Source organism: Cysteiniphilum sp. JM-1 (genome assembly GCF_008711525.1).
GTDB lineage: Bacteria > Pseudomonadota > Gammaproteobacteria > Francisellales > Francisellaceae > Caedibacter.
In genome coordinates this window covers 65,411-83,264 of sequence record NZ_VXKS01000009.1, presented here as the reverse complement: position 1 = coordinate 83,264, position 17,854 = coordinate 65,411, and the positions used below count along the sequence as shown (strand labels likewise).

At 39.0% G+C, this 17,854-nt stretch carries 10 protein-coding genes; 4 read left to right on the top strand and 6 right to left on the bottom strand.

Going from position 1 to position 17,854, the window contains the following annotated elements; all coding sequences use genetic code 11:
- Positions 1-30: 30 nt before the first annotated feature.
- The 3 genes from nagE to F3D68_RS05720 all read right to left on the bottom strand — a co-directional run bounded on the left by nagE (position 31) and on the right by F3D68_RS05720 (position 5,809).
- A complete protein-coding gene (nagE, locus tag F3D68_RS05730; protein ID WP_151193490.1) occupies positions 31-1,779 on the bottom strand; it encodes an N-acetylglucosamine-specific PTS transporter subunit IIBC in 1,749 nt (582 codons plus the stop codon).
- Positions 1,779-4,289 (bottom strand): phosphoenolpyruvate--protein phosphotransferase, encoded by a 2,511-nt coding sequence (gene ptsP / locus F3D68_RS05725; protein ID WP_151193489.1) that lies wholly within the window; start codon positions 4,287-4,289, stop codon positions 1,779-1,781. The genes nagE and ptsP overlap by 1 nt, the downstream gene beginning before the upstream one ends.
- A gap of 209 nt (positions 4,290-4,498) precedes the next feature.
- On the bottom strand, positions 4,499-5,809 hold the full coding sequence (locus F3D68_RS05720; RefSeq protein WP_151193488.1) for a sensor histidine kinase: 1,311 nt from the start codon (positions 5,807-5,809) through the stop codon (positions 4,499-4,501).
- Positions 5,810-6,155: 346 nt separating this feature from the next.
- On the opposite strand from F3D68_RS05720, the gene F3D68_RS05715 reads away from it, so the two are divergent.
- A complete protein-coding gene (locus F3D68_RS05715; protein WP_151193487.1) occupies positions 6,156-8,081 on the top strand; it encodes a lytic transglycosylase domain-containing protein in 1,926 nt (641 codons plus the stop codon).
- 6 nt (positions 8,082-8,087) lie between these two features.
- Here the strand turns inward: F3D68_RS05715 and F3D68_RS05710 are convergent, their stop codons facing one another.
- On the bottom strand, positions 8,088-9,026 hold the full coding sequence (locus F3D68_RS05710; RefSeq protein WP_191092719.1) for a sphingomyelin phosphodiesterase: 939 nt from the start codon (positions 9,024-9,026) through the stop codon (positions 8,088-8,090).
- 245 nt (positions 9,027-9,271) lie between these two features.
- On the opposite strand from F3D68_RS05710, the gene glyS reads away from it, so the two are divergent.
- A complete protein-coding gene (glyS, locus tag F3D68_RS05705; protein WP_151193485.1) occupies positions 9,272-11,353 on the top strand; it encodes a glycine--tRNA ligase subunit beta in 2,082 nt (693 codons plus the stop codon).
- A gap of 31 nt (positions 11,354-11,384) precedes the next feature.
- Here glyS and mfd read toward each other — a convergent pair whose 3' ends face one another.
- Both mfd and F3D68_RS05695 read right to left on the bottom strand, forming a co-directional pair.
- Complete coding sequence (gene mfd / locus F3D68_RS05700; protein ID WP_151193484.1) at positions 11,385-14,849, bottom strand: transcription-repair coupling factor; 3,465 nt, start codon at positions 14,847-14,849, stop codon at positions 11,385-11,387.
- Positions 14,850-14,934: 85 nt separating this feature from the next.
- On the bottom strand, positions 14,935-15,678 hold the full coding sequence (locus F3D68_RS05695) for an SDR family NAD(P)-dependent oxidoreductase (protein ID WP_151193483.1): 744 nt from the start codon (positions 15,676-15,678) through the stop codon (positions 14,935-14,937).
- A gap of 157 nt (positions 15,679-15,835) precedes the next feature.
- Between F3D68_RS05695 and nadA the strand changes: the two genes are divergently transcribed.
- Together nadA and nadC are read left to right on the top strand one after the other, a co-directional pair.
- A complete protein-coding gene (gene nadA / locus F3D68_RS05690) occupies positions 15,836-16,873 on the top strand; it encodes a quinolinate synthase NadA (protein WP_151193513.1) in 1,038 nt (345 codons plus the stop codon).
- Positions 16,870-17,736, top strand: a complete 867-nt coding sequence (gene nadC, locus F3D68_RS05685; RefSeq protein WP_151193482.1) for a carboxylating nicotinate-nucleotide diphosphorylase — start codon at positions 16,870-16,872, stop codon at positions 17,734-17,736. The genes nadA and nadC overlap by 4 nt, the downstream gene beginning before the upstream one ends.
- Positions 17,737-17,854: the final 118 nt, after the last annotated feature.

Below are 17,854 nucleotides of genomic sequence, written 5' to 3'. Positions count from 1 at the left end.
GGCGACGAACTTTAGTATGCGCAAGATGAATTAGACAAGAGGATTGGGGGTTGATGTTAGCTCCGTTAACAACGTCTCAGGGGATTGCATTACCAATAGTTGTACTAAGTGTTTATCCAAGGTAATACAGCCATCAATGCCAAGCGCAAATAAGGTGCTTGAATTTACCTTATCAGCCGTTTTAAGCTCGATATCAAGTCGTGTTAATGAACACATGCTGACATTGACAATATTATCATTGCCACCAAGTGCGTTAACAATGGCATCGATGTCATAGCACTTAGCTTCTTCGCTCACTGTTTTTACGGTTTTTGCAGTTGTTTTACTATGGTTGCCTACTTTATCTGCAGCTGTATTAATAAATGGGATATCAGCGGAATATGGTAACGCTTCATTCATCTCACCTGCAATAAGATCTGCCTCAGGTCCTAGGATCACTTGAACGGTTTTACTATCAGGCACAACGATGCCGCGCGCACCGAGCTTTTTAAGCAATGCTTGATTGATGTTACTACTGTCTTTGACTTGTAAGCGTAAGCGTGTTGTGCACGCATCAATATTATCTAAGTTGTTTTTACCACCTAAAGCACCAATAAAGTTAAGTGCACGTGAGTCGGTTAACTGAGATGCTTCTTTTTCATCTTTTTCATCTTCTTCAACCACTTCATCGACCTCGCGACCAATGGTTAACAGGTTGAACTTCTTAATAAAGAAACTAAATAAGAAATAATAAACAACAGCAGTCACTGCACCCACAGGCAGCAATAACCACGGATGTGTATCCATCTTAAAGAAAAGCACATAGTCAATTAGTCCTGCTGAAAAGGTAAACCCGAGTTTGACACCTAGTACATACATTACAACCATTGAAATACCAGTAAGTAAAGCATGTATCAGATATAAAACGGGTGCCAAAAACATAAAGCTATATTCAATCGGTTCAGTCACCCCAGTTAAAAAGGCAGTTAAGGCGATAGAAAACAGCATACCAGCAACAGCCTTTTGCTTGTGACTATGGGCATGGCGATACATCGCAAAGCAAGCTGCAGGTAAGCCAAACATCATAATGGGGAAGAAACCTGCCATAAACGCACCTGCTGTTGGGTCACCTGCCATAAAGCGTGCAATATCGCCATGAACAACGCCAGCAGCACCATGAAATGAACCAAATTGAAACCACACGAGATTGTTTAAGATATGATGTAAACCAAACATCAATAAAATACGGTTAAAAACACCATAGAGGAACAAACCAATCGAGCCTGAACCAATTAACCAATTGCCAAAGGCGTTAATACCTTCTTGAATCGGTGGCCAGATGTATCCAAAGAGAAAGCCAAGCAATACCGCAGTCAGTCCCGTAATAATCGGCACAAAACGTTTACCACCAAAAAATGCGAGGTATTCGGGGAGTTTGATTTCATAGAAACGATTATAAAGCATGCCGGCAACAATACCAATGACAATCCCCCCAAGTACACCCGTATTAACGCCGGTATCAATCGTATTGATAACACTATTCATAATAAAGAAACCAACGACAGCAGCAAGGGCAGCGGCACCATGATTTTTCTTAGCAAAGCCAAGGGCTACGCCCACAGCAAATAAAAGTGGTAAGTGGGCAAAGATCGCATTACCAGCATCGGCAATGGCTTTGATGTTGAGTAGGTCAGGTTGTCCAAATCGCAGTAAAATACCAGCAACGGGTAATACTGCAATTGGCAGCATTAATGCGCGACCAAGTTGTTGCAAATTTTGAAAGTTAAATTTCTTAGCCATTAGTTTCCTCCCTCATTAAAACTAATTTGTTGACGTACAAGTGTTCTTACAGCTTCGGCTGATTCAAGTGTTAAAGCTTGTTGTGCTAACTGTTGGCAATCAGTGAGCTTAAGTCGACGAATCAACGCTTTATTCTCAGCTAACATATTGCTGCGCATTGATAAATGCTTAATGCCTAAGCCAATGAGTATCGCAAGTGCTTCTTGATCTGCAGCCATTAAGCCACAAATGGAGAGCTTAGTATTGTGCTTTTGTGCGACAATATTGACGTTATTAATGGCATGAATAACCGCCGGATGTAAATGATCAATCTCAGCGGCAAGCGCATCATGCTCGCGATCCATTGCTAAAAGGTATTGTGTTAAGTCATTGGTGCCAATCGACATAAAATCGACTTCTTTGGCAAACAGCTCTGCTTGAAAGACAACACTTGGCACTTCTACCATAATGCCCAAGGGCTGTTTTATGCTAATACCAAGTTTCAGACGTTCTTCTTCATAGATGGCTTTGACCTGACGAAACTCAGCAATATTTGTAATCATTGGCAGCATAATATGCGCGTTAGGATTTTCTGTGCGAATGATTGCGCGCAATTGTGTGCGTAGAATATCAGGGTGCTTCAAACATAAGCGTATGCCGCGAACACCTAAAAAGGGATTCATTTCATGCGGCATATTTAAATAATCGATTTGTTTGTCGCCACCTGCATCTAAGGTGCGAATGATAATAGGTGTATCATTGGTTGCATCTAATACTTCATTATAAATGCCAAGTTGCTCATCTTCAGTTGGCGCTGCCAAGCGGTCATAAAAAATAAATTCGCTTCTAAAGAGTCCAACGCCTTCAGCACCTGATTGCGAGAAGTTGAGACATCCTTCAGCTGATTTGATATTCATATAACAATGAATCGTATGATCATCCTTTGTCTTAGCTGGTTCTGTTGCCTTAGCGCGCATTAGTGCTAAGGCATCATTTAAAGTAGCAATTTTAGCTTGGTATTGCGTTATCGTATCATGATCAGGATTAATAATGGCATAACCATCCGTTGCATTTAAGATAACATCTTGAGCACAATGGTTAAATAAACTGCTATCCACTTGGATTAATAAAGGCAGGTTATTGTTATTGGCAATAATCGCAACATGAGAGGTGCGACCGCCTTTTGTTGAGATAAAACCTACGACATTTTGATCCGCCTCTAAAATATCTGATAAGGTAAACTCGTCAGCGATAAGAATGGTGGGCTTGCTATAGTGTCTTTTAGTTGGTGTGCTATTGGTTAGTATATATAAGACTTGTTTGCGAATGTCTTTCAAATCGGCAACACGTTCTTGCAGCAGGATGTTTTGAGTCTTCTCTAAAATGGTGATTGATTCTAAAATTGCATGATCCCATGCATATTCTGCTGTTTTGCCTTGAGCTAGAAATTGAATGACGCTGCTATTAATATTCGCATCATTTAAAAGCGCTATATGCGCACCAAGCATCGCATGCTTTGCTTTATCATACGCATAAGTAGTCATTTGTGCTGATAGTTGCTTTTCATGCTTTTCTTTCGCTAATGTAAAGCGCTCGAGCTCTTGTGCTTCTGGTACATTTGCTTCATCGGCATAGTTAAAGCTTTCTTCATTAATTTGTTGTAACTGACCAATAGCAAGCCCTTTAGCAGCAGAGATGCCAAGGTATTGATTACCTTTAACTTTAGTCTGATTAAGTTCAGATTTTATGGGTTGTGCTTCGGCTATGTGATCATCAACAAAGTTAACGAGTGCATTTTCTAATGCGCAAGCTGCCTTTTCAGCATCTTCACCGCTGACAGTCAGTGTGATTTTGTCATTGAGTTGTATATTTAGTCCCATCAATGCCACAAGACTTTTAACATCAGCGCTACTATTGTTTTTATATATTATCGCAGTGGCATCAAATGATTTTAAAGTATGTGCTAGTAATGCCGCAGGACGAGCATGCAAGCCATGTGGGTTATTGATGATTATAGTACGCGTCACAAAAATCTGGTCTTGCGTTTTTAATGCTGATTTGTTGCTATCATTATGCGCTGTGCTATCTAAGCTAATGACTGGTGTTTGTGCCGAGCACCTTCCTTTTATCTTCAATAAAAGATCATCCTCTTGATAATCAGTGATAATCACCGGTGTAATTAAGGATTTAATTTTTTTACTTATAGTGCTTAGATCAAAGCTAAGTAGTAGCGTGTTGATATCAACCTGATCGTTGATTGATACATGCACATCAATTCCTTGACCATTAAGTGCAACACTTTCAAGCCCTAAGTGAATAAGTACATCATAGCCTGACTCAGTAGCAATGGTGATGGCATGTTTTGTTTTCGCAATATTTTTAACAATGCCTGTTACTGGCGAGTAGATGTTTTGATCCAAAGGCTCAATTGCGAAGCCATTACCAACCATTTTTTGTGCAAATACTGGATCTGGCACTTGATCTAATTCAACAATAAACCCGTTAACGGGTGCGTATAATGTTAACCCCATTGTCTATCCCTCACTATCATTGTTTTATACCCCATAATGTTACTTGGCTTTGTACTAGCTAGAGTTACTAGCATTTATAATGTTTAGCTAAAACAAAAGTAGCTATAAAATACATCTTATGTAGTTTACTTTCAATAAATATGTATTATTTACTGTGATGTATACCATCGGTGTAGTGTAGAGTATGGGGGTGGGTCATTTTGTAGCATTTAACTTTCATTAATCGCTAAACGTATACGGACAAGCAGCCCATTGGGTTGTAAGTTTTCAAAACTTAGTTTGCCGGAGTTAAACTCAATAGCCACTCGAGTAATAGCTAGTCCCAAGCCATGACCATCAATATTTTGATGTGCATCGTGTTGCGCACGTGTAAATGCGCGAGCAATATTTTTTAAGTCGCTCTCTGAAATGCCAGGACCGTTATCTTTAACATCAATGACAATATGATCATTTTCAATGTAGGCATTTAACGTGTAATTAGGTGCATACTTTACCGCATTATTAATGATATTTAATAACGCACGCTTTAATAAATTAGGATATCCCAAGAAAAAGGTATGTGCTGTTAGCTGATTGTCAAAAATAAAGTTATAGCCACGTTGGCTAAGCTGCTGATATAGATTGTCAAGAAATGCGCACAGATCAAAACTCACTTTGGCATTGTTATTACCACGCTCTGCAAAAGCCAAAGATGAGTCAATAATCATTTGCATCTCATCGATTTCTTGACTTAGGATTGCTTGGGCTTTTTCGTTATCAATAATGTATTTTAAGAGTTTTAATTTGGTCAGCGAGTTCTTCATATCATGCGACATTGACGACAACATAATCGTTTTTTCTTGGAGTAATAATTGAATCTGCTGTTTAAGGATTGATACATCTTTATTCAAGTATTTTGGTAAATGGCTTATTTGTTTGTCGGTGGTTGCTGAATTAAGCAGTAATTTAGGCAGAATAAAGCGTGCTAAATACCACATGAAAAATAGTAAAAGAATAATCGCAATGCTAATACTAATGCTGCTACTTAAAAGATAAGGTAAATCATCATCAGGACTTAAAAAGACATAAAAAGTAATAATCTTATGGCCTTTATCATCGTTAATCGGACTGGTGATAAATAACTGATGATGAGTTTGTAGGTCATGATGCATTTGATCAAATAACTCATTGCTAACAAAGGTATTCTTTACTTCATAGGCGCCAGCAACTTTTTGAAAGATAATATTAAATTGATTGAGCTGTGTACTTCGATCGACTTCTGTTTGAAAGTAAACAAAACGTGGCTCAACATTGGCTTGCGTTAGAAATTGATTACGAATGCGCAGTAAACTAAACAATGAGTTTTGCACTAATGAATCCTCATATTTTGAGTGATAGTGCAGGTGAATGGCGGTAATAAAAAAGCTATTGAGAATGACTAGAATCAACATAACACTAATTAGTTTTGGAAAACTGATATAGTTCTTTAGAAAAAGCGTTGTGAAGTGCGTATTTATTTTTTGTGTGAGTTGGTTTGGCATGCTTTTTCCATTAATTACATATCAGATCCTTTTGCAGCTTAAGTATAGAGCGCCAAAGCGATAATGCAAAAATAGGAAAATTGAAAAATTGAAAAACGGATTAATATGGCTAAACAAGCATTGAAATCGCAACGATAAACATCATCAGATGCTGGATAAGCAGCTTGCAAAAAATCCGACTAATGCAGAGTATAAGATAATCATGTGTGCGAGCATGTCTATTTGAAGTAGCTCATTGTAGAGTTTTTTTACCTAAAGTAATACAAAGGTGACTGCAATTATTGAGTTTATGCCATGTTTTTTATTAAGATGAATCGCTGTTATGGTTCTTAAGGTATATAAATAGATGCAATTTAGAAAATTAATGCTGTTGACTTCATCGATGCTGATGTCATTGACCAGTGTTGCAATGAATAAAACAGATCTAGCGAATTTCAATAAAGCAGAAAGCCTGTTTTTGGCAAAAAATTATAAAGACTACTATCAAGTCAAAGCAAAGCTTACTAAAACACCGTTATATCCCTTTTTGCAATATCAAGAGATCTCAGTTGATCCGGATGTGTTTAAACAAGAAACCATCGATGCTTATTTAAAGCAAAATCAAGGCAGCTTTTGGGCAAGTCAATTAAAGCAGGATTTAGCAAATTACTATCTTAAGCAAAAAGATTGGCAGAAGTTCCTACATTATTATGACAATAACTTAGGCTTTAATGGCAAGTGTTATGCTGTTGTTGCCGAGTATAGCGTTGGTGATAAGGCTAAGGCGATTAATGATTTTACTGATCTTTGGTTATCGCGTGCGCGTTTGCCAAAAGCATGTAATGATTTTGAGTCAACCTGGGAAAGTAAGGTGACGCTCAACGAGCGCCAAATTAGGCTCAAAGCCTATTCACTAGCTACTTCTGGCTATGTTGAAGATGCACTGAAATGGATCAATAAGACAAACAATAAAGAGCTAGAAGGCTTTTATGCACTATGGTTAAAAACGACACAAAATCCTAAAAAATATATGGATGACTGGACAGTTCAATATCATAAAATCAATGGATTCTCATCCGCTATTATCAGTGTTATGGACAATCTATCGGCTAAAGATACACATTATGCTGAGGATTTTTGGCTTGCCTTTAAACAAAAACATTTGCTAGATAATAAAACGATTAATCTAATCAATGCCGAAATTGCGATTGGTTATGCTAGAGCGCACAACAAAAAAGCACTGCAGTGGCTTAAAGATATCGAAAATGAATATGCATCAAGTCTATTATGGCAATGGCGTTTACGTACAGCAATTTATTGGAATGATTATAATGGTTATTTAAATTGGTATAGTGAATTGCCGCAATCGCTCAAATCAGAAGATGGTTGGCGTTATTGGCAGGCAAAAAGTTACCAAGCTTTAAAGCAAGCTGATAAAGCTAAACCGATTTTAACAGCGTTGGCAAAAGATACGAGTTATTATGGCTTTTTAGCTGCCGATGACTTAGGTCTGCCTTATGCGTTAAATAATAAACCCGTTAAGGTTGATCAAAAAACCGTAGATGAGATGGCAAATAATCAGACCGTTTTGCAGATCTTTGATTTGTATCAGATCAAAGAGTATGGTTTATCGTTTGCTTTATGGCGCTTTAGTCGAAATGGCTTCACTAACGAGGAGCAATTAGCCATTGCTGAGCTTGCAGAGAAACAGAAAATTTACCAGATTTCAACCAGTGCCTATGCTAATGCGGGAAGTTCGAGCAATCTAACTGGTTTATATCCGCTAGCATTTTGGTCGGATGTGCAAAAAGCAGGTAAAGAGTTTCATATCAAACCAGATGTAATTGTCTCGATGATGCGTCAAGAGTCTGCCTTTCGTGTGCACGGTGTATCTTCGGCAAGTGCGACAGGACTCATGCAGCTTTTACCAACAACAGCGGCATTTCTAGCAAAAAAATACCGCTTAAGCTATGAAGATGATGATTTATACAAACCGCAAAAAGTGATTATGTTAGGAGCTGCTAATTTAAACTTTATGGATCAGTTGTTTAACAATAATTTGATTATTGGTATGGCAGCATATAACGCAGGGCAAGGTAATGCGGCGAATTGGTTACCAGCGCAACAACTAGATGCAGATCAATGGATTGAAATCATCCCGTTTGGTGAGACGCGCAAATACGTTAAGAATATCTTGCGCAATATGGTGGTCTATAATCAGGCGATATTGGGCAATAAGAAGTTTCGCTTAGGGCAGGTAATGCAACCAATATCACAAAAAGATAAAACTTAAGAAAGACTAAGGATAAACCAACGTGCCAATCATTGCATAATGATCAGATAAATCTGGCATGTCACCTAGGTGCTTATTTTTAAGAGCAACGATTTCAACGGTTGATTGTGCGCCACTTGGACATGTAGCGCCATCGATACAAAGAATGTGATCAAGTGTTGTTCTTTCATCACTGACTGCCATGCTATTGGTTAATTTGTCATAGCTAAAGGGCAGTGTGTTTTGAGCAAAAGGCGCGCTTGATTTTAAATGCAGCATACTAAGCAATGTTTGATAGACGATATTGCCCGTTGTGGGTTCTGTGGTACTCGAATAGCCGCTATCTGCGTTAAAGTCACCCATTAAAATGACTTTGTCATTACTTGTGTAATGCCTATTTGAAATCGCTTCTTGCAAAGCACCCATTTGTCTTTTCCAAACATTAAATTCATTATCATCGATAGTGCCGCTAAAGCTTTGTGCATGTAGTGAAATGAAGTTATATACTTGATGGTCTTTTTCAATAGCAACAAATACTGCCCCTTTATTAGAAATCCCTTCAAGTCCATAAGAGCGTGGGAAAACAACATATTGAGGCTGACCAACAATCGGATATCTGCTATAAATAACAACGCCACCATTAAGCAGATTTAGATGCTCTAAACTCGGCTGACCCACGACATTTGTCCGATATTTATAGCCAAAAGCTTTCATGCGTTTATCCAAGATATAAAAAGAAATCGGTGCAATTGCTTCTTGCAGTGCGACAACATCGATATTATGTTGGGCAATCTCTTTAGGGATATAATAAGCGCGTTGATAAGGTTTATTTAAATTCGTGGTTAACGGGGTAGGGATGTTGGGTAATAAATTCACATTATACGTCATCACTTTGATCTCAGTAGCAAATAGATAGGGTGTGATTACTAACATCAAAGCACTGATGATTAACTTCCATCGTTTCATTGTCTTCTCCTTTAATTTCCTTTTAAGTTGGGGATGAGCATGTCTTCTCATATGCTCAAGGACAGTGTAGAAGAAAATGATGTAAAGTATACTAAAGCAGAGTGAAAATAGTATTTTTCCCTTAGAGTTTTAGGTTTTTATTTTTTTGCTGTTTTTATTGTTTTTAACGCTTTTACTTACTTTTGCTCGCTATTGACGTTAAAATACAGCCCCATTGCAAGTGATGAAATTAACGAAATTGATTTATGTTGGATACTGCTGATTTATTATTTGAATTAGGCACGGAAGAGCTGCCACCGAAAGCCTTAAAAAATATGGCGCAAAAGCTATTAGAAAATGTCAGTAAAGCATTAGATGAGTTAGAGATTGGCTATCAATCTAAGCAATTTTATGCCTCACCAAGACGTCTGGCTTTTGTGATTGAACAATTACAAACAACGCAAAAAGATAAATTAATCGATAAAGAAGGTCCTTTTATCGATAAAGCATATGATACGGATGGTAAGCCAACTAAAGCCGCTTTAGGCTTTGCCAAGTCTTGTGGTGTGAGTTTTGATAAGCTTACCACTATTGAACACAGCAAAGGCGCACGCCTTTTTTATCAAGTGGCACAAAAGGGACAAAAAACTAAAGAGATTATTGCTGATATTATTGATAACGCTTTGAAGAAATTACCGATTCCCAAAATGATGCGTTGGGGCGATGAAGAATATCAGTTCGTGCGTCCTGTGCATTGGGCAATACTGCTTCTTGCTGATGAGCTAGTTGATGCTTCCTTTTATGGTTGTAAAACTTCACATATCAGCTATGGTCATCGTTTTCACGCACCAGATGCAATACATATTAATGATGCCAGTGACTATGTACGTAAACTGGAAACGGCATATGTATTGGTCGATTGGCAAGTGCGTAAAGATAAAGTAGTCACATCTGCCAAAGCATTAGCCGAGAAACATCAAGCCAATGCAGTGCTAAATGATGATTTAGTTGAAGAGGTTACCGCCATTGTCGAGTATCCGCATGCCTTATTATGTGATTTTGATCAGCGCTTTTTACGCGTGCCACAAGAAGCATTAATATCGGCCATGGAAGAACACCAAAAGTGCTTTGCCTTAGTTGATAATAACAATAAGATGATCAATCATTTTATTACCATGAGTAATATCGCAAGCTCCAACCCACAAACGGTGATTAAAGGTAACAATAAGGTAATGGCAGCTCGCTTATCAGATGCCGCGTTTTTCTATGATACCGATGTTAAAAAGCCGTTAGAAACGTATGTTGAAAAGCTAAAGGTTGTCACATTCCAAAAGGAATTGGGCTCTGTATTTGATCGCACAGCGCGCATCGCGTTATTAGCGCAAGCGATTGCTAAGGTTATTGGTGCAGATGAGCAGCTTGCGCATCGCGCGGGTTACTTAAGTAAGGCAGATCTCATGACCGATATGGTCTATGAGTTTACTGATTTACAAGGCATTATCGGTAAATATTATGCCAAAGCACATGGCGAAGATGATGAAGTATGTCAGGCAATTGAAGAGCAATATTGGCCAAAATACGCAGGCGATAAGCTACCTCAAAGTAAAGTAGCACAAGCGTTAGCCATCGCTGAGAAAGTGGATACTTTGGTTGGTATATTTGGCATTGGACAAAAGCCAACAGGGGATAAGGATCCATTTGCTTTAAGGCGTGCAGCGATTGGTGTGCTACGTATATTAAAAGAGCATCACTTAGCGATCTCATTATCAAGCTTGATTGAGTTATCGATCAACACCTTCCAAGCAGGTCAATTAAGCGCACAAGCAGATTTAAAGGATAGTTTGAAGCAATTCTTCATTGATCGCTTGAAAGTGATCTATAAAGAAGAGGGTGTAGCCGGAGAAGTCTTTGAAGCGGTTAAAGCGGTTGATCACGCCGATGTTGCTGATTTTGATGCGCGTGTTAATGCTTTACTTGCCTTTAAATCGCATACAGCATGCGAGCGCTTGGCACAAAGCAACAAACGTGTTGCCAATATTCTGGCAAAAAATGCCATAAATGAGGCGAATGATGCGTTGAATATTGATCAAAGCTTATTGCAAGAAGCTGCAGAGATTAATCTATTTGAAGCATTGTACGCTGTTGAAAGTAAGCTATCTACCTTAATAAGTGACAAAAAATACCAAGAGGCATTATTGATTTTATCAACACTCGATGAACCAATTGCCGAGTTTTTTGAACACGTCATGGTGATTACTGAGGATGAAAAGATTAAAAATAATCGTCTGGCAATCTTACAAAAAATAGCATACTTATTTCGTCAAGTTGCTGATTTATCTGTTTTGTAACAAGAAATAGCAGGGCATATGCTATACGCCCTTACATATTAATGGTGTGCTTTATTTTTGACTGCAACTTATCGATAAATGCGCTAATAAATGCAATTCTTTCTTGGGCTTGGGGCAAGGATTTTTTAATCATAAGCTTTTGATCTTGGCTTAATTGGAAATCTTGCGGTTGCATTTGTACTAGCGTAATCAGGTGAATAGGATCAAATTTAAGTGGAGCATTAAAACCTATCTTGCCTCCTGATGAGTGCATTTCGATTTTATGAATACCAAGGTGAGTGGCGCTTAATTTCAAATGAGTTATATCAAATAAATACTGCGCATGCTCGGGCAATAAACCAAAGCGATCAATTACTTCAACTTTGATTCTATCTAACTCATCGTGTGTTTCCGCACTGGAGATGCGTTTGTAAAGCCCAAGACGCGTGTGCACATCGTAGATATATTCTTCAGGGAAAAGTGTAGGGATTCTAAGCTCAATTTGGGCATCCAGCTGGAAGGATTGATTGATCTTGGTTGCATCAAATGTTTCGCCTTTTTGTAGTGCTGAGATGGTTTTTTGCAGTAAATCCATATACAGATTAAAGCCAATGCCTTGCATATTACCACTTTGCTCTTTGCCAAGCATTTCACCGGCACCTCGGATTTCAAGATCATGGTTAGCCAGCATATAGCCACCACCTAATGACTCTGTTTCTAAGATTGCTTCAAGGCGTTTTTTAGCGTCTTTTGCTAATGATGCCTCAGGTGGTGTCAGTAAATAAGCATAGGCCTGATGATGTGAGCGTCCAACGCGACCTCGCAGCTGATGCAATTGTGCTAAGCCAAAATTATCCGCGCGTTCAATCACAATGGTATTGGCATTAGCAATATCAATACCGGTTTCAATAATTGTGGTGCATACCAGAATTTGATAGCGATTTTGTTGGAACTCAAACATGATTTTCTCAAGTTCACGCTCGCGCATTTGCCCATGCGCTACTGCAATGTTGATATCAGGGAAAAGCTTTTGTAACTCCTCAGCCTTATGATAAATCGTGCTAACACTGTTGTGAAGATAGTAGGCTTGCCCACCTCTTAGTGCCTCACGCATCACGGCTTCTTTAACAATGCCATTATTATATTGTCGAACAAATGTCTTAACCGATAGGCGTTTAGCAGGTGCCGTGGCAATCACTGACAAATCGCGAATATTAGAAAATGCCATATTTAAGGTGCGCGGAATAGGTGTTGCAGTCATCGTTAGAATATCGATATTAGCGCGCATTGCTTTCATTTTTTCTTTGTGCGTCACGCCAAAGCGATGTTCTTCATCGATAATTAATAATCCCAAATTATGGAACTTAATTTTCTCAGATAATAATTTATGTGTGCCGATCACAATATCGATATTCCCATCGTTGATTTGTTTGATCGCATCGTTTTGCTCTTTGGTTGTTTTAAAGCGTGATAGTACTTCAACTCTTCCTCCCATCTCACTAAATCGATCACTAAAGTTATCAAAATGCTGTTGCGCTAATAAGGTTGTTGGTGCTAAAACTGCCACTTGTTTATTGTTACTTGCGGCAATAAAGGCGGCACGCATCGCCACTTCTGTTTTACCAAAACCAACATCACCACACACCAAGCGATCCATAGGCTTATCTGAGATCATATCTTTAATGACATCATTAATTGCAATGGCTTGATCAGGTGTTTCTTCAAAGGGAAACCCTTCACAAAATGCCAGATAGTCTTTTTCATGGAAGATATTGCCATAGCCTTGCTTAAGAGCGCGTTCTGCATAAATTGCCAACAAATCAGCGGCAACATCATTGATCTTTTTAGCCGCTTTTTCTTTTTCCTTCTGCCAAGTATCGGTGCCAAGCTTACTAATGGGTGCATGTTCAAGCTCAGTACCACTATAGCGACTGACTAGGTGTAGTGCATAGATTGGCACATATAGCTTTTCATCATTTTTAAATTTAAGCGTTAGAAACTCAGTGTCTTGTGTGCCGAAATCAAGTTTAGTTAAGCCATCAAAGCGGGCAATACCATGTTCAATATGCACCACGGGACTGCCTAGGCTTAATTCCGATAAGTCTTTAAGGGCGACAGTAGGAATAGCTTCATTTTTTTGTTTAATGCGTGTGCGTAAATTAATCGCACTATGATTTGCAAATAAATCAAACTCGGTAACGATGAGTGTTTTATTCGTCTTATTGTGGGTGATAATGCCTTGGGTAAAGGGCGCGACAGTAATTGAGCGTGCTGAGCCTGATTCAAGCGCATCACTGAAGTTGACATAGGTATCAAGCGTCAAGCCCAACTTACTTAGATTTTCATACATAAGCGCTTTTCTGCCGGGGCTTTCAGCACAAAAAATAACTTTGTTAAAGCTTGTGTTTGCTAATAAATCCAGGAGCTTTTGATAGGGCTCTTTATATTGATAATGCACATGAATATCAGGTAGAGCTTCAACTTCAAGGTTATTTGCCTTGGTTTTATCTTGAGATAACCATTTAATGTGCGTGAAGTCTTTGATTAAGCCATTAAATGCAGCAGGGGACAAGAAAACTTGCTCAGGTTGTAAAATAGGGCGCTCGCGATCATGCGCTAACTGGTCATGTCTTGTCAAAATATCAGTGTGATATTTTTCTAATGACAATTGGCAGTTATAAATGCTATGAATGATCGTATCTTGTGGTAAATAGTCAAAAAGCGTATTAACACGTTCAAAAAATAGCGGCAGATAAAACTCGATACCACTGATCATCTGCCCTTTAATGATGCTTTGATAAATTTGATTTTGGGTATCCGCGTGCGGTATCAGTTCATACCAGTTTAATGCAAATTGATCGAGTGTTTTTTTATCAAGGACAAACTCTTGTGTTGGCAATATGTTGACTTCATCAATTGGCGAGTGAGAGCGTTGTGTTTCCACATCAATACAACGAATACTGTCAACCTCATCATCAAATAGGTCAATACGATAGGCGTCATCCGATCCCATCGGAAAAATATCCAAAATACTGCCACGCACACTAAACTCACCTCGAGCAATCACTTGAGTGACATTCTGATAGCCTGTTGTTTCTAGTTGACGTTTTTTTAGCGTTAGATCAAGCTTGTCGCCTTTTTTAATCATAAAGGCATTAGCATGCAAAAAGGACTTTGGTGGTAGATATTTAGTCAGCGTATTAACACTGGCAATGATAATACTATTGGGGTTATTTTGAATCTGATTTAAGGTATTTAAACGCGATGAGATGACATCTTCACTCGCAGAGAAATAGTCAAAAGGCAAAATCTCAAGATCAGCAAAATGTAAAATGACTTTTTGTGGCAGTAAAAAGCACAGCTCATCATATAGTTGTAATGCGATTTGTGCGCTCTCACACACTAATAAATGAGGCTTTTGATCATTTGCCAAGATGTATTCATTTAAGGCAAGCGATAGTGCCGTAGGTATGGCGTTGGCATAAATATTGCGTGTTGCTTTTGGCAGAATCTGCATGAGAAATTTAAATCTAGAATATTGCGTGGCGTTATTTTAGCGAACTGGCTTGGCATATACCAGAAAATACCAGAAAAGATGTCAATTATTGCGCGGTATAACCACCATCAATAGCAATATTGCTACCTAATAAAAAACTGCCTGCTTGATCAATAAGATAATAGATTAAGCTTGCCACTTCTTCTGGTTGTCCTAAGCGTTTTGCCGGTTGTAGCAATTGTTCTTCTTTATGAATGGCATTGATATCCGCGCCTGATTTTTGAGAATAGTTTCGTATTGCCTGCCAATAAAGTGGTGTTTCAATCGTGCCAGGGCAAACACAATTGGCAGTAATGTTATCTTTAGCATAATCAAGGGCGATGTTTTTGGTCAGCTGAGCGATAGCAGCTTTTGTTAAGCCGTAAACCGCTGAGTTATTTTTAGCGACAAAAGACTGATCTGAGCCAATAGTAATAATGCGTCCACCATCGACGTTTCGTTTCATCAATGAAATGGTTTCTTTAAGCACAAAAAAGCATGAGGTAAGGTTGGTGTTTAATACGCGAAAATAATCTTTCTCTGACGTGTTTTCAATACTGGCAGAGAAGTGAATGCCCGCATTGGAGATAAGCGCGTCAATACGTGGATATTTTTCTTTAATTTGTTTAAAAGTATCCTTGATTGCCACAACTTGACTTAAATCAGTTTGAATATAATCAATACCTTTAAGTTCGTTGGGGGCGATATCAAGATTAATCACCTGATAGTCATTGGCGTGAAATAGCTCACAGCACGCCTTGCCAATGCCTTGGCTGCCACCGGTAATGATAATGGTTTTTTTTGAGGTCATAACGAAATTTGATTGCCTTGCTTATAACTACCAACTGTAAAGAAAAAGTGACTGAAAGCAAGAAAAACAAGAAAAATGCTGCTATTTTTTCTTATTTTTGATGGTCTGTGGTACACTCCAAAAACCTTTTATTTAGTATATTGAGGTCACCTCAATGATGATCAGTGATGTCGAATTTCAATCACGTGTTGCTCAAGCTTGGCCGAAAGCTAAAAGTTTACAAGTAACAGATGAACAAGAAAAAACATTTTATCGTGAGAAAATAAAACGATTATTAAAAGAGAAAAATGCCTGTTTAATTGCCCATTACTATGTCGATGCGGATATTCAAGCATTAGCTGAGGAAACCGGTGGTATGCTAGGCGACTCCCTCGCTATGGCACGCTTTGGCAAGGATCACCCAGCGGAAACACTAGTCGTTGCCGGTGTGCGTTTTATGGGTGAGAGTGCTAAGATCTTGTCACCTCATAAAAAAGTCATTATGCCGACATTGGAAGCTGAGTGTTCACTTGATGTGAGTTGTCAAGAGGAAGAATTTAAAGCGTTTATTGCTGAGCACCCTGATCGCACGGTTGTCGTTTATGTGAACACTTCAGCGCGTATTAAGGCTTTGGCTGATTGGACGGTTACCTCATCCAATGCCTTACAAATTTGTGAATACTTGAATGATCAAGGTCAAAAAATTCTGTGGGCACCGGATAAATACCTAGGACGTTGGATTGAGAAGCAAACTGGTGCGGATATGGTGCATTATAATGGAGCGTGCATTGTGCATGAAGAATTTAAAGCGCGTGCACTCCTTGATTTAAAAACACAATATCCAGAAGCTGCTGTGTTAGTGCATCCAGAATCACCTCAAGAGATTGTGGCACTGGCTGATGCCGTGGGCTCCACTTCACAATTATTGGAAGCATCAAAAAACTTACCAAATCCTATTTTTATCGTAGCGACGGAAGCCGGTATTTTTTATAAGATGAAGCAAGCTTCACCACATAAGGTGTTTATTGAAGCGCCAACCATGGGTAATAGTGCGACATGTAAATCCTGTGCGCATTGTCCGTGGATGGGGATGAATACCTTAAAAAATCTCGCTGAAGTTTTAGAGAAAGGGGACAATGAAATTATCGTGCCAGATGATGTGCGTGAGCGTGCAATGGTGCCATTAACGCGAATGGTGGAGTTTAACAATAAATGAGTCATACACACTTACAAACCGAACAAATTACCGAAGTCCCTAAGGCGCTTGTGACAACAATGGTAACGCAAGCACTGGCTGAGGATATTGATCAAGGCGATATTAATGCTTTATTGATCAATGAACATGAACAAGCCCGTGCACGCGTGATCACCCGTGAGCCGATGGTGATGTGTGGCTATGATTGGGTGAATGAAGTCTTTAGACAAGTTGATCCTAGTTTGAAAATCCACTGGTATCATCATGATGGTGAAGAGGTTCTTGCGAATAAAACACTTTTTGAAGTTGAGGGTTTAGCACGCAGTATCTTATCCGCTGAGCGCAATGCGCTTAATTTCTTGCAAATGCTCTCAGCTGTTGCCACAAAAACGCGTGAATATATACAAGCGATCAAAGGCACGGAGTGCACAATACTTGATACACGCAAAACGATTCCAGGGTTTCGCTTGGCGCAAAAATATGCCGTTACTTGTGGTGGCGGGATGAATCACCGCATTGGTTTATTTGATGCCTTTTTAATTAAAGAAAACCATATTGCAGCGTGTGATCACTCCATTACCAAGGCGATTGAAAAAGCGCGAGAAATCGCGCCACAGAAAATGGTTGAAGTTGAGGTTGAGAACTTTGACGAGCTTAATGAAGCACTAAAAGCGCATGCCGATGTAATTATGCTTGATAATTTTTCATTAAGAGATATGCAAAAGGCCGTTAGTATCGCTAAGGGGAAAGCGCAACTTGAGGCCTCTGGTAATATGTCGCTTGACAGTATTTATGCGGTTGCACAAACCGGCGTTGATTTTATCTCGATTGGTGCATTGACTAAAAACATTCAAGCGATTGATTTATCGATGCGGTTTGTATGATGTAGGCAATTTAGCCTTGTAATTTCCAATTAATTGTTGTGATTTGATCGCCATCCTGAGAGTTGGTTGTTGGCTTAGCATGGAATAAAACATAAGGGATGCACTGAGAATCATACCG

Excerpts from the sequence above, each read along its gene's own strand:
- nagE (WP_151193490.1), bottom strand. The coding sequence starts at position 1,779 with ATGGCTAAGAAATTTAACTTTCAAAATTTGCAACAACTTGGTCGCGCA.
- ptsP (WP_151193489.1), bottom strand. The coding sequence starts at position 4,289 with ATGGGGTTAACATTATACGCACCCGTTAACGGGTTTATTGTTGAATTA.
- F3D68_RS05720 (WP_151193488.1), bottom strand. The coding sequence starts at position 5,809 with ATGCCAAACCAACTCACACAAAAAATAAATACGCACTTCACAACGCTT.
- F3D68_RS05715 (WP_151193487.1), top strand. The coding sequence starts at position 6,156 with ATGCAATTTAGAAAATTAATGCTGTTGACTTCATCGATGCTGATGTCA.
- F3D68_RS05710 (WP_191092719.1), bottom strand. The coding sequence starts at position 9,026 with ATGAAACGATGGAAGTTAATCATCAGTGCTTTGATGTTAGTAATCACA.
- glyS (WP_151193485.1), top strand. The coding sequence starts at position 9,272 with ATGTTGGATACTGCTGATTTATTATTTGAATTAGGCACGGAAGAGCTG.
- mfd (WP_151193484.1), bottom strand. The coding sequence starts at position 14,849 with ATGCAGATTCTGCCAAAAGCAACACGCAATATTTATGCCAACGCCATA.
- F3D68_RS05695 (WP_151193483.1), bottom strand. The coding sequence starts at position 15,678 with ATGACCTCAAAAAAAACCATTATCATTACCGGTGGCAGCCAAGGCATT.
- nadA (WP_151193513.1), top strand. The coding sequence starts at position 15,836 with ATGATCAGTGATGTCGAATTTCAATCACGTGTTGCTCAAGCTTGGCCG.
- nadC (WP_151193482.1), top strand. The coding sequence starts at position 16,870 with ATGAGTCATACACACTTACAAACCGAACAAATTACCGAAGTCCCTAAG.